Here is a 12528-nt window from a genome sequence, read left to right as displayed (position 1 = left end):
AAGGGGACGACGGCTCCCGTCACAGGCTGGCTTGGACTGCACTGGCTGACCCTGGGTGTCAGGGATACCCCTTCTTATCCCGACCGCGCCAATTTTACAGGCTGGCAGGGAGGAGGTCAGCAGTAAATGCTAGTTGGAGTTCTGGCCGCGTACGATGAGGACGGCGGCAAGGGTGGCGGCAAAGCCCAGCAGGGCGGCGGCAACAGTAACGGCCGGATGGACACGGCGGGAAACGGTAGGAATATAGGACTGGATTTTTTTAACCGGCATAACACGAATCTCCCTGAAGTCTTATGTAAATATCAAACTAAGTATCAAACCAAGTATCAAGCTAAGTATCAATCTTGTACCCAAGAGTAGCGCGCACATGGATCACGATCTACATTCTCGCTGTATCAAAAGTAAGTAACTGTAACGACAATAGCATTGTTAGCACTTTATTTAAGTTGTATAGATCACACACAAGAACTTTCTTGGTGGAAGGCGTAAAGGCCTATAATCGCTTAGTTTTTTTTTGCCCGAACATATCTCCCACAAGGAATCACTGTGAATCAAACGCTGGTCCAGAAGCTGACCCGTACCAAGCCGGTCGCTCCACACGTTGAGCAGGTCAGCGCCGATCAAGCGCCTTCCGGCAACCGCCTGCACCGATCGATGGGATTGTTTCCGCTGACGATGATCGGCGTTGGCGCCACCATCGGCACCGGTATTTTCTTTACCATGGTCGAGGCTGTGCCCAAGGCCGGCCCGTCGGTGGTGCTGTCGTTCCTGATCGCGGCCATTACCGCCGGTCTGACCGCGCTGTGCTATGCCGAGCTGTCGTTCCGCATCCCGGCATCGGGCTCGTCGTATTCGTTCGCGTATGCCACGGTGGGGGAATTCCTGGCCTTCATCATGGCCGCCTGTTTATTGCTCGAGTATGGCCTGGCGGCCAGTGCCACGGCGATCGGCTGGTCCGACTACCTGAACAACTTCCTCAACAACGCATTCGGCTGGCATATCCCGGAAATGTTGCGCTCACCCATGATCGTGGCCACGGCCAGCCACGGCATCGAGCTGCGTCCCGGCCACGTCAACCTGCCGCCGATCCTGCTGGTGATTTTGTGCTGCACCTTGCTCATACGCGGCACCAAGGAATCGGCCACCACCAACGCCATCATGGTGCTGATCAAGCTGGCGATCCTGGTATTCTTTATCGTGATCGCGTTCTCGGGTTTCGATATTAACAACTTCCACCCGTTCTTCAGCCCTGACGGCGGTGTGCATACCACCGGCATGGCCGGCGTGACTGCTGCTGCGGCCACCGTGTTCTTCTCGTTCATTGGCCTCGACACCGTAGCCACCGCCGGCGAGGAAGTGCGCAATCCCACCCGCAACGTGCCGATCGGCATCTTGTCGGCGCTGGCGATTGTGACCGTGTTCTATATGCTGGTGGCGTTCGCTGCCATGGGCGCGCAGCCGGCCTCGATGTTTGCCGGCCAGGAAGCCGGGCTGGCCGTGATTTTGCAGAATGTGACCGGCCAAAAGTGGCCGGCGCTGGTGCTGGCGGCCGGCGCGGTCATTTCGGTGTTCAGCGTGACCTTGGTGACGATTTACGGCCAGACCCGCATCCTGTACGCAATTTCCAAGGATGGCCTGATTTCCAAGACCTTCCAGAAGGTTAATCCACGTACGGCTTCGCCGGTGCAAAACACCCTGATCGTCAGCCTGGTCGTTGGCCTGGTGGCCGGCTTTGTCGATGCGACCTTCCTGTGGGACATGGTCAGCATGGGCACCTTGACGGCGTTCATCGTGGTGTCGCTGGCGGTGCCGGTGTTGCGCTACAAGCAGCGCGCCAACCCGACCGCCGGCTTCCGCGTGCCGTTCGGTCCTTACCTGGTGCCGGGGCTGAGCATCAGCGCCTGCCTGTACTTGATGTTCGGCCTGTCGCTGACGACTTACACGATCTTTGCGATCTGGATGTCGGCAGCCGTCATCACTTATTTTCTGTATGGAATGCGTAACTCCCGTTTGAATAGGCAGTAAGCCGGCCAGACGTTAAAAAGCCCCGGCCGCGTAAGCGGACCGGGGCTTTTGCCCATTTGATCAAGACGCCAGAGCGCTTAACACAACCTGCAGGGCAAGGCGCAGCGACGAAGACAGTACGAATGTACGGCGAGGAGCTGCAACGAAGCCATGGAGGTTATGTTACGCGCTCTTACTTTGCGCTGCCTGGCTTGGCGCCGAGGTAAAGACGCAGAGCAACAGCGGTCAGGGCAACGGCAACTGGCAGGTTTTCGATGATGGTCAGCATGGTGTTTCTCCTTGAATTCGGTCAGTCAAACAGGGTTCAGGCTTAAGCGCGGGCTGCGGCGTAACGCAGTTCCGATGCCAGGCTCGGCGAGTGCGACGCCACTTCGTTGGCGGTGCTGCTCAGCCACCAGATGGTTTCTTCGGCGCTCTCTTCAGCGGCGATCTGCTCGGCCACGGCAACGGGCTTCTTGACGAATACCGCGATGAACAACTTGCGCACTGCGTTGGTAACGTCGCTGGCGAAGTCGGTAACGTTGGTGTGGTAGTTGAAAACGGTAGTGGTCATGTGGAGCTCCTTGAGAATGTCTGTTTGATGCAGTGCAGTATGCGCCTCTCGGAGAAATAAATATACTTTCATTTTGTGATGCATGCGATAGAAAAACCGTATAACACTATCGTGTTGCCGCACGGTATGATATTCGCTATCGTGATAACTGGCGCGATGGTGCGGCTACTTTCGCTTTCGTTTATTCATCAGGCAATATTGCGCAGTACAGCTTGGCTGTAGCCGATGATTTTTACGGCATCGGCCTGCAACAGGCGGATGCGGCGCTGCACCAGCGGCCAGCCCGACCACGGCACCGCATCCGCAGCAGGCGCATCGGGCAAGGCGTCGACGTGGATGTATGCGGCTTGCGGATCGAGCGCCTGGCTCAAGGTGCGTACCACCTGGTCGTGGCTGATGCCGAGCATGGCGTTGACCGGTTCGGTGGGCAATTCGACCACGTGGCGGCGCAGGATGGCGCGCAGGGCCGCCACGTGCGCCACCAGCAGGTAGTTCTGCACGATGAACAAATTGATATCTTCCACCGCGCGCCGCTTGCTGGCCGGCTCATCCAACATGCGCACCAGCGCCGAGCTGAGCCCCGCCAGGCTGTCCATCAAACGCTTGCGCTCGATGCGGTAGGCGAAGTCGTCCTTGCCCTTGCCTTGCAGCAGGTCGAAGCTGGCCTGCATATATCGCAGGTTTACTTCCAGCACACCGCGCACCAGCCGCGGCACGCTCTGGTATTCCCAGTTGGCCAGCACGAAGCTGAAGGCGGTGGCCACGGCTGCACCGATGAAGGTATCGACCAGCCGCTCCATGATCAGGTCGTTGTTGCCGGGCGCGATCAGGTGCATCTGCAACAGGATCATGATCGACACCGCCACTGCCGCGTACCGGTAGCGCAGGTAGATGAAGGTGGGCGTGGCCACCGTGGCCAGCACCAGCATGGCCAGGATTACCGCCATGTTGCTGATCACGTGCAGCACCACCGCCGTGATCACGCAACCGATGATGGTGCCGATGATGCGGTCGGTGCGGCGCTGCTTGGTCATGCTGAAGCTCGGTTTGAGGATGATGACGATGGTGAGCACGATCCAGTAACTGTGCGCCGCGTAGGGCAGCAGCGCCGCCACCGCCAGGCCCACGGAGATCGCCATCGCCACCCGCAGCGAGAAGCGGAAGATCGGCGAGTCGAGCCGCAGGTGCGATAGGATCATCCGTAGTTCATATTTCTGCTGCGACAGGAACGGACCCATGTCGGCATCGACCCAGAACGGCGTGGTCGCGTAGGCCTTCTGGCTGGCCTGGTGCAGCTCGCCGATCATCCTGATGATGGCGCGGATTTTGTTGCGCTGCGCGCGCAGCACGGCCAGCGCCTCCTGCTGGGGTTTGCCGGCGGCAATGCGCGCCTGCAGCGCGGCCAGTTCGGCTTCGACGGCGTCGAGTTCCGGGCCGTAGCTAATCTCGGGGTACGAGGCTTTCTTGCGGGTGACATCGTAGGCCACCGATTCGATATCGCGTGCGCACTTCCAGGCCAGGTCGTGCAGCGTGGTCATCACCGGCGAGTCGGCCAGGTGCAGGCGCAGCTGGGCGTAGTCGGTGTGAGTGGACAGCACCAGTTCGTACAGGTCGAGCATGCACACGTGGGTTTGCACCACGATGGCGTCCTTGGCATTCAAGTGGGCGCGCAGGATCAGGTCGCGCGAGGCCTGCTGGCGGTCGGCCAGCACGCTTTGCTGGCGCACCAGCTTGTTGAACTGTTCGTTAAGGTTGAAGCGGGTGTCGTAAAAATCGGCCTTGATGTCGATGTAATGGGCCAGCTCGAACAGCGCCTCGGCAAGCACCTGCTGCTTGATACGGTGGCGCAAGATCCAGGATACCCCCATCGCATAGGCCAGGTAGGCCACCGCGCCCGAGGTGAACCAGGCGGTATGGATGAAGGACTGGCTGGCCGTCATCGAGTGTTCCATCGACATGGTCATGATGAATAGCGTGGCCAGTTGCAGCGGCATCGACTTTTTGCCGTACACCACCATCATGCAGGCGAAAAAGCTGATCAGCACCAGCATGACCATTAACAGCCAGTGCAGCGGCGCGCACAGGCTGATCAACAGCGTGACGAAGCTGCACAGCAGTACCGACGCGCTCATCTCGTTGAACTTGTGGCGCAGCGGGCTGGGCATATCCATCAGCGCCGTGCACAGCGCGCCGATACACACCGTCATCGCGGTGTGCAGGTTGGTGAACTGCAGCGAGATCAGGGTGACGCCGACCAGGCCGGCGGCAAAACGCAGCCCCAGGTAAAAATAGTGGCTATAGAAAAACGTGCGCAGGTTGAGTGCGTAATGCATGCGGTGACCTTGTGGGCGGCGAAACAAGCGACAAGATGCACGCGGCGGGATCGCCGCTGCGTGCATCGGAAAAACGCAAACTTTGTGCGGCTTTAGAAGACCGACAACACCGGGTAACGGCGCCACTCCGGCTCCGCGTGGCGTTGGCCGTGTTCGAAGATAAAGCCCAGTACCGCATCCTGTTGCGACAGCAGCGCCGGGTTGGCCGCCTTCCATGCGTCGAACTTCGCTTTCAATTCAGGCTCGGTCTCGAGCATCTCCAGCGCCAGGTCTTCGAACACGTAGTCCGAGTACGCTTCCTTCTTTTCCAGCACGCTGTTGAAGAAGCCCCAGCGGAAGAACGAGTCGTGGCCCAGCGGTTCGAGGGTTTCTACCGCGTAGCGGGCGTTGTGCTGCTTGAGCGGAATGAACCAGTCGCCGGCCTGTACCGTGAAGCTGCCGGTGCGCGCTTCGAGCTCGACCGCGTCGTGGTACAGATGGCCTTCGTAGGCGTTCGGGCGCGAGGTGACCGAGACGATGTGATAGTACTGCGCCTCGATGGTGGCGGCCTCGTCGAACGGCGCCATTTCCACGCCGTTCCACTTCAGGCGCTCGATCGCTTCGCGCCACGCTTGCGGCACGATATAGCCCTTGGGGGCGCGCACGGTGGCCGCTGGCACGAAGCTGTTGTAGTAGGCGATGTCCTTTTCCCACGGCTGGGTACGGTCGTACGACAGGCGCTGGTAGTTGCCCAGCAGGCTAGGGCTGCGCTTGGCCGCGTAACCGTTGAAGCGGAAGGTCGAGGGGTTGGCTTCGTCCATCTTCCAGTTGACGGTCCATTCGCTGGCGTTGGCGGCCTGCTCGCGGGCATCGGCGCGCAGCTTGATGATCTGTTCGCCGTGCGCGGTGGTGAAGGCCATGGTCACGTCCAGCAGCGCGCGCATCGACTCGTAGCGGTCCTTGAACGGCTTGAGCATGTGGGTTTCCGGCATGAAGCCGATCACGTGGTGCAGGGCGGCGAAGCCGGTGGAAAAGCGCGGCACTTCCAGAAATTCGGCAATGCCGTCGTCGGGCGTGTCGTGCACCGGGTTGACGTACGGGCAGGTAGGCCAGCCCTTGGCGGCCATCTGTGCGTAGATGTACGGCAGCATGGTGTCGCGCAGGAATGGGCCCAGGCCATAGCCGAGCTTGTCGGCCTGGGTGTGGATCAGGGTCATCGTGTACGGGTAGTCGGCGCCGTTGGAAGTGTGGGTATCGACCATCACGTCCGGGTCCCAGGTGCTCACCAGCTGGTTGAACAGCTGGGCGTTGAGGGTGTCGCACTTGATGAAGTCGCGGTTCAGGTCCAGGTGGCGGCTGTTGCCACGGAAGCCGAACTGTTCGGGGCCGTCCTGGTTCACGCGCGAGGTGTTTGCGCGGTTGAGGGCGCCATCGACGTTATACAGCGGCACGAACAGCAGCACGGTGGTGCCCAGCGCGGCCAGCTTGTCCGCATCGAAGCACAGGTCGCGCACGATGGCCATGCAGGCATCGACGCCCTCGGGTTCGCCGGGGTGGATGCCATTGTTGTTGAAGAACACCGGGCGGTTCTGCGCCTTGATCAGGTGGCGGTCGAATACGCCGTCGGCGCTGACCACGCCGGCGTGGATCGGCACGCCGCCATCGGACGTGCCGATCTGTTCAAAACGCAGCACTTGCGGGAAGCGCTGCGCCAGTTGCTCGTAGAAGGCGATGCATTCGCTGTGCAAGGTGGTCTGGTTTTGATTGCCCTGTTCGTAGGGTGTCGGCATTTCTGGGTGCATGGCGGTCTGGTTCTCAGGAGGCATGTTGGCGGTGCGTGCGGTGTGCCTTGTGAGCTTGCCGGCACGTTTCAAGGGCGACAATTGTATCATCGCTGCCCGTTTTTTGAGCGCTTGCCGGCCGTCGCTTGAGTTGCATTAAGGAAAATAATCGTCATCGATGGTGTACTGGGGTCCTGTACACAGGGAGGAGGCGATGATGCGAAACAAGACCGGGATGGCCGCGGGTATCGCGGTAGCGCTGGTGCTGGCGCTGGGATGCCGGCTGGGGCTGGCGCAGATCGGGCCGCGCTACACGGTGGACATCATGACCGGCAAAGGTTGGCACGGCGGCTCGGGCAAGGCGCAGCAGGGCCGGCTGGAACTGGTCGGCAAGGGGCTGACGCTGATCCGCTACGATGGCCTGCGCATCCTCACCGTGGGTGCGGACGCGGAAGCTTACAGCGCCGCAGCCGTCGGTGACTGGCCGCAGGCCGACCTGCTGGTCATGAGCCCGGCGTTGACGGGGCGCTACAGCGGCCTGGCGCCGCTGGCAGCGCTCCATGGCCTGAACGTGCTGTTGCCCGCGCCAGTCGATGGCACTCCCGTGCCGCCGGGACCGCGCTTCTATCCGATGCACACCTGGGATGTGCTACACCTGCGCAAGGGCAAGGCATTGCTGCGCGTGACGGCCATGCCGGGGCCCGCTGGGATGGCGCAAATTGCGGGTTTCGTGCTGGAGCTGGGGGCGGGGCAGGCGTCGTACCGGGTGTATATCAGTTGTACGCCGCTGGAAGACGCGGAACTCGAGGCGCTGCCGGCGCGGCTGCCGGGGGCGGACCTGGCGTTGCTGCCGGTGCCGGCAGAACCGGCGCCGCGCCTGCTGCCCCTGCAACCGGGGCACCAGCAGCGCCAACTGGCGCCGACGGTACTCACCCGTGCCGGCTACGCGTTTACCGCCATCAGGCGCTGATTATTTTTTGGCGTTGGTCTCGACCCACACGGCGTAGGTATCGATGAATTTCTTCAGGAATTTTTTGGTGTCTTCGTTGTTGACCTTGCCGTCATCGCCGAGCAGCTTGGCGGCGCTGCCGATGTACATTTCCGGCTGTTGCAGCACCGGCATGTCGAGGAACACCAGCGACTGGCGCAGGTGGTGGTTGGCGCCAAAGGCACCGGTCGCACCAGGGGTGATGCTGACCACGCCGGCCGGCTTGCCGGTCCACACGCTGCTGCCGTAAGGACGCGAGCCGACGTCGAGCGCGTTCTTCAGGGCGGCGGTGGTGGAGCGGTTGTATTCCGGGGTGAAGAACAGCACGCCTTCGAACTCCTGCATGCGTTCGCGGAACTGGGTCCAGGCCTGCGGCGGCACCGCGCCGTTTTCTTCCAGGTCCTGGTTATAGATGGCGAGTTCGCCGATCTCGACGATTTCCAGGTTCAGCGATTCGGGCGCCAGGGCAATGACTTCGTGGGCAAATTTGCGGTTGATCGAATCTTTGCGCAGGCTGCCGATGATGACAGCGATTTTCTTGGCGGGCATGTGAACTCCAGTAGGTGGGTCGATAGGGGAAAAAAAGACCGCTTACTGTAACCGATCCCCACCGCCACAGGGCGCGCGCCAGCCTTTTGGGAGGGGTGCGCCGTGATGCCGAATTTTTGGATAGGCTGGCGTATCGATTAACGCACTCGGGAGACGTTATGGATAACTGGAAAGTTATTGTTGGCAAGGGCATGGCGCCGGGCTTGTTGGCCAGTTTGGCGTCCACGGCGGTACTGGCGCTGTTCTCGAAGAAGGAGGCCGGCAGCCCGTTCGCGGGCGCCAACGCCATCAGCCATTGGCTGTGGGGCGACCGCGCCTTCGAGCAGGACCGGCCCACCTTGAAATATACGCTGGTCGGCTACGGCATCCACCACGCCAGCTCACATTTCTGGGGCAGTATCTTCGAGCAACTGGCCGGCCGCGTGCTGGGTAAGAAATCGCCGGCCGCCACGGTGGCGGCGTCGGCGGCAGCCACTGCCGTGGCCTGCGTTGTCGACTACAAGCTCACGCCTAAAAGATTCCAGCCCGGCTTCGAGCAGCGCGTCTCGCGCAGCTCGCTGGCGTGGGTGTACGTGGCGTTCGGCGTTGGCCTGGCTGCTGGCGCCTGGCTCAACCATCGCCATGACGATGGCGCCGATTTGTCGTAAGGGCCGCGCATGACGACGCCGCTCCGCAAGACCGTCAGCCTCGGCCTGCAAGGCGCGGGCACGTACGGGGCCTTCACCTGGGGTGTACTCGACCGCCTGCTCGATGAAGACGACCTGGTGTTCGACAAGATCAGCGGCAGCAGCTCGGGCGCCATCAACGCCGTGGTGCTGGCCGATGGTTATGCCCATGGCGGCGGCCGGCGCGGCGCGCAGGCCGCCTTGCGCCGCTACTGGACCACGCTGGGGCAGACCATGACGTTCAGCCCGCTGCAACGCACGCCGTTCGACCGCCTGACCGGCAGCTGGACGCTCGAACATTCACCCATCTATCACCTGCTGGAGATGGGCGCGGCGTTCCACGGGCCGGTATGGGAAGCGCCGCTCACGCAAAATCCGCTACGCAACTTCCTCACCACCATGGTGGACTTCGGGCGCGTGCGCGCCTGCACCGAGCTGCAATTATTTATAGCGGCTACCAATGTGCGCACCGGTGCCGGCCGCATGTTTACCAGGGAAGAGCTCGACCCGCAACGGGTACTGGCTTCGGCCTGCCTGCCTACCGTGTTTGCCGCTGTCGAGGTGGACGGCGAGAGCTACTGGGATGGCAGCTTCGTGGCCAACCCGCCGCTGGCGCCGTTTCTCGAGCACGGCGCGCGCGATATCCTGGTGGTACAGAACAACCCCGTCTCGCGCAGCCGGGCGCCGCGCAGCGTGGCCGACATTGCCAATCGCACCAATGAAATCGCCTTCAACATGAGCTTTTTGCGCGAGATCGCCGCCCTGCAGCACGGCCAGGGTGTGCCGCTGGAAGAGCGGGGCGACACGATGGCGTTCGATCGCCCGCGCCTGCACCTGATCAGCGGCATCGACATGCTGGCCGACTACAGTATCTCGAGCAAGCTCAATGGCGAGCTCGGTTTCCTGCTGCACTTGCATGAGGCGGGCGTGGCCGCAGCCGAGGCCTGGTTGCGCGAACATAAGGAGCAAATCGGCGTGGCCGATACGCCGTTACCGGCGACCGCATACGGCAGGGTACGCACGGCAACCTGAACTGCTGCGGGCAGACCGGCAAGGTGCATGCAGGCACGCCGCAGGCCATACACCCGGGCCAGTCAGTCCAGTCAGCCCAGTTGCAACTGCAGACCGGACCGGCGCTGCGTGCGGGGCCTCAGCGTCGCCGCCACTGGCGTCGGCGCCTGCTTCACGCCGTCGAGTTGAAACACGCTGACGACCGTCTCCAGGCCTTGCGCCTGTTCGTGCAGGGAATCGGCTGCAGCACTGGCTTCTTCCACCAGCGCCATGTTCTGCTGGGTCAATCCGTCCATTTGCACGATGGCGGCGCGAATCTGGTCGAGGCCGGTAGCCTGCTCCTGGCTGGCGCCGGTGATCTCGCCCATGATGCCGGTCACGCGCTGCACGCTGCCGACGATTTCCTGCATGGTCGCGCCGGTCTGGTTCACCAGCTTGGCGCCGCTGCCCACTTTTTGCACCGAGTCTTCGATCAGCACTTTGATTTCCTGTGCCGCCGCCGCCGAGCGTTGCGCCAGGTTGCGCACTTCGGACGCCACCACGGCAAATCCGCGCCCCTGTTCGCCAGCGCGCGCCGCTTCCACGGCGGCGTTGAGCGCCAGGATATTGGTCTGGAACGCAATGCCGTTGATCACGCCGATGATGTCGGCAATCTTGTTCGACGAGGCGCTGATCGAGCCCATGGTATCGACCACCTGCGCCACCAGCACACCGCCCTTGACCGCCACTTCGGAGGCCGACAGCGCCAGCGTGTTGGCCTGGCGCGCACTGTCGGCATTCTGCTTGACGGTGGCGGTCATTTCCTCCATCGACGACGAGGTTTCCTCGAGCGAGGCGGCCTGTTCTGCCGAGCGCTGCGACAGGTCGTGGTTGCCGGCGGCAATCTGCGCCGAGGCGCTGGCCATGTGGCTGGTACTGCCGCGCACTTCGGCCACGATGCCGGCCAGGTTGTCCTTCATTGTGTCGAGCGCGGTCAGCAAGGTGCCGATTTCGTTGGTGCTATGAATGGTGGCGTCGCCACGCAGGTCGCCTGCCGCCACCCGCTCGGCAATTGCCATGGCCTGTTGCAGCGGCTGGGCAATCGCCCTGATCAGCAGGTAGCCGACGGCCAGCGCCAGTGCGGCGCCCAGCAGCAGTGCCGCAATCGTGCTGTAACGCATGGTGGACAGGCTGTCCTGCACGATGTCGTGGTTGGCTTCGGCGCGCTCGTCGCTGAATTTTTTCAGCGCTGCCAGGGCCACGTCACCGACGCGGTAGGTGGGGTTGATTTTCTTGATGAGCACCAGCTCGGCATCGTCCCAGTCGCCGTTCTTGATGGCAGCGACGGCAGCGGCAATATGCGCCACGCCCAGGCCATCGCTGGTGCGGTACCACTCTTGCGCCAGGGCTTTCTGTTCGGCGTTGTCGATGCTGTCGAGATACCGCGTCCAGCGCTCGGTGATGCGCGCGCTGGCCGCATCGATCACGCCCCAGTGCACGCTCAGCTCGTGGTCGTGCAGCTTGGCCCATTCGAATTCGGTGTTGTGTTGCAGCGCCTGCAGGATCTGGCTGCGGTTGGTTTCCATGTCGAGCCGGATAGCGTTGCGCTCGCCGGCGCGGGCCTGGTCGGCCAGCGTGACGTCGTTGATCAGCGCGACAGAGCGGTCGGCTGCATAGATGCCATAGCTTCCGATGAGCACGATGACGGTCATCAGTGCTGCCAACGCGGCAATCACCAGGTGCTTGATTTTGATATTGGACAGCATGATTGCCTTACGAAAATTGATGATACAAGGTTAATTAGGGTTGCACTATAGCATCATAGGATGAATTCGTCAGATTTTTCTATTGAATTCATTAATTTTTGCGAGATTGAGTTCTTGTTACACCACATTGATTGCGCTACAGTCCGGAATGGCCATCACACTTTCCGCTCCCGGCACCCCAGCCGATACCGACCAAGACTCGATCCTGACCAGCAAAGGCGTGGCTGCGCTATTGGGCATTTCCATCTCGACTGCACAACTGTGGATGGAAAACGGCAATTTGCCGTCCTGGAAGACGCCTGGCGGTCATCGCCGTGTGCAGCTGTCGTCGGTGCGGCGCTTGCAACAACGCCTGGCGCATGACGCCGGCGAACCAGAGGTGGTCCCGCTCAGTGGCGCCGCGCCGACGCCTGCCGAGGCGCAGCGGCTGGCAGCGGTGGACCGGTCTGGATTGCGGGAGCGCGCGATCGGCCCGATCTTCGACCCGCTGACCTGGCTGGCGGCCACGGTCACGACAGCGCCGATCGCTCTGCTGACCTTGCTCACGCAGTCGCAGCAGCTGTTTTTGTCGCGCCAGGGCGTGGCGTTGACGGGCACCCCGCGCGACTGGGCCTTTTGCAATTACACGATTGCCCAGGACGATTTGTTCTTCGTGACCGACACGCTCGACGATCCGCGTTTTCGCGACAACCCGCTGGTCACCGGCGCGCCGCATATCCGCTTTTATGCCGGCGTGCCGCTGATTGATGCGGATGGCTTCAAGCTCGGTTCGCTGTGCGTGATCGATACCGAGCCGCGCCGCCTGACCGGCCAGCAGGCGCGTGCGCTGCGTGAGCTCGGTGGCATCGCCTGCCGTGAAATCAGGCAGCAGCGATAAAACAGTCATAAAAAAACCACGC

Annotated in this window: 11 protein-coding genes; 5 read left to right on the top strand and 6 right to left on the bottom strand. The window is 61.9% G+C overall.

Annotated elements, in window-relative coordinates; genetic code table 11:
- Positions 1-129 precede the first annotated feature (129 nt).
- On the bottom strand, positions 130-270 hold the full coding sequence (locus J2X54_RS24695; RefSeq protein WP_167359070.1) for a hypothetical protein: 141 nt from the start codon (positions 268-270) through the stop codon (positions 130-132).
- A gap of 276 nt (positions 271-546) precedes the next feature.
- Between J2X54_RS24695 and J2X54_RS24690 the strand changes: the two genes are divergently transcribed.
- The gene (locus J2X54_RS24690; protein ID WP_310184420.1) at positions 547-2025 is read left to right on the top strand and encodes an amino acid permease; all 1479 of its coding nucleotides are present in this window, start codon (positions 547-549) and stop codon (positions 2023-2025) included.
- Between the two features lie 310 nt (positions 2026-2335).
- On the opposite strand, the gene J2X54_RS24685 is transcribed toward J2X54_RS24690, so the two are convergent.
- The 3 genes from J2X54_RS24685 to J2X54_RS24675 form a co-directional block, all read right to left on the bottom strand.
- Positions 2336-2578 (bottom strand): hypothetical protein, encoded by a 243-nt coding sequence (locus J2X54_RS24685; protein ID WP_070249233.1) that lies wholly within the window; start codon positions 2576-2578, stop codon positions 2336-2338.
- 188 nt (positions 2579-2766) lie between these two features.
- Positions 2767-4911 (bottom strand): FUSC family membrane protein, encoded by a 2145-nt coding sequence (locus J2X54_RS24680; RefSeq protein ID WP_310184419.1) that lies wholly within the window; start codon positions 4909-4911, stop codon positions 2767-2769.
- 92 nt (positions 4912-5003) lie between these two features.
- Positions 5004-6692 carry a M14 family zinc carboxypeptidase gene (locus J2X54_RS24675; RefSeq protein WP_310184418.1) on the bottom strand — a complete coding sequence of 563 codons (1689 nt, stop codon included), beginning with the start codon at positions 6690-6692 and terminating at the stop codon, positions 5004-5006.
- A 196-nt stretch (positions 6693-6888) separates the two neighbouring features.
- Here J2X54_RS24675 and J2X54_RS24670 point away from each other — a divergent pair, with 196 nt between their 5' ends.
- Positions 6889-7641 (top strand): hypothetical protein, encoded by a 753-nt coding sequence (locus J2X54_RS24670; protein WP_310184417.1) that lies wholly within the window; start codon positions 6889-6891, stop codon positions 7639-7641.
- Here J2X54_RS24670 and J2X54_RS24665 read toward each other — a convergent pair whose 3' ends face one another.
- Positions 7642-8208 (bottom strand): NADPH-dependent FMN reductase, encoded by a 567-nt coding sequence (locus J2X54_RS24665; RefSeq protein ID WP_070249229.1) that lies wholly within the window; start codon positions 8206-8208, stop codon positions 7642-7644. It abuts the gene before it with no gap.
- A gap of 158 nt (positions 8209-8366) precedes the next feature.
- On the opposite strand from J2X54_RS24665, the gene J2X54_RS24660 reads away from it, so the two are divergent.
- Both J2X54_RS24660 and J2X54_RS24655 read left to right on the top strand, forming a co-directional pair.
- Positions 8367-8855 (top strand): hypothetical protein, encoded by a 489-nt coding sequence (locus J2X54_RS24660; RefSeq protein ID WP_310184416.1) that lies wholly within the window; start codon positions 8367-8369, stop codon positions 8853-8855.
- Between the two features lie 9 nt (positions 8856-8864).
- Positions 8865-9905 (top strand): patatin-like phospholipase family protein, encoded by a 1041-nt coding sequence (locus J2X54_RS24655; protein WP_310184415.1) that lies wholly within the window; start codon positions 8865-8867, stop codon positions 9903-9905.
- A gap of 71 nt (positions 9906-9976) precedes the next feature.
- Here the strand turns inward: J2X54_RS24655 and J2X54_RS24650 are convergent, their stop codons facing one another.
- A complete protein-coding gene (locus J2X54_RS24650) occupies positions 9977-11629 on the bottom strand; it encodes a methyl-accepting chemotaxis protein (protein WP_310184414.1) in 1653 nt (550 codons plus the stop codon).
- 148 nt (positions 11630-11777) lie between these two features.
- Here J2X54_RS24650 and J2X54_RS24645 point away from each other — a divergent pair, with 148 nt between their 5' ends.
- The gene (locus J2X54_RS24645; protein WP_310184413.1) at positions 11778-12506 is read left to right on the top strand and encodes a GAF domain-containing protein; all 729 of its coding nucleotides are present in this window, start codon (positions 11778-11780) and stop codon (positions 12504-12506) included.
- Positions 12507-12528: the final 22 nt, after the last annotated feature.

Origin of the sequence: Duganella sp. 3397, from assembly GCF_031456625.1 — a bacterium.
GTDB lineage: Bacteria > Pseudomonadota > Gammaproteobacteria > Burkholderiales > Burkholderiaceae_D > Rugamonas > Rugamonas phyllosphaerae.
This window is presented reverse-complemented; position numbering and strand designations above follow the sequence as displayed.

Coding starts and splice junctions, on each gene's coding strand:
- J2X54_RS24695 (WP_167359070.1), bottom strand. CDS start 270: ATGCCGGTTAAAAAAATCCAGTCCTATATTCCTACCGTTTCCCGCCGT.
- J2X54_RS24685 (WP_070249233.1), bottom strand. CDS start 2,578: ATGACCACTACCGTTTTCAACTACCACACCAACGTTACCGACTTCGCC.
- J2X54_RS24680 (WP_310184419.1), bottom strand. CDS start 4,911: ATGCATTACGCACTCAACCTGCGCACGTTTTTCTATAGCCACTATTTT.
- J2X54_RS24675 (WP_310184418.1), bottom strand. CDS start 6,692: ATGCACCCAGAAATGCCGACACCCTACGAACAGGGCAATCAAAACCAG.
- J2X54_RS24670 (WP_310184417.1), top strand. CDS start 6,889: ATGCGAAACAAGACCGGGATGGCCGCGGGTATCGCGGTAGCGCTGGTG.
- J2X54_RS24665 (WP_070249229.1), bottom strand. CDS start 8,208: ATGCCCGCCAAGAAAATCGCTGTCATCATCGGCAGCCTGCGCAAAGAT.
- J2X54_RS24660 (WP_310184416.1), top strand. CDS start 8,367: ATGGATAACTGGAAAGTTATTGTTGGCAAGGGCATGGCGCCGGGCTTG.
- J2X54_RS24655 (WP_310184415.1), top strand. CDS start 8,865: ATGACGACGCCGCTCCGCAAGACCGTCAGCCTCGGCCTGCAAGGCGCG.
- J2X54_RS24650 (WP_310184414.1), bottom strand. CDS start 11,629: ATGCTGTCCAATATCAAAATCAAGCACCTGGTGATTGCCGCGTTGGCA.
- J2X54_RS24645 (WP_310184413.1), top strand. CDS start 11,778: ATGGCCATCACACTTTCCGCTCCCGGCACCCCAGCCGATACCGACCAA.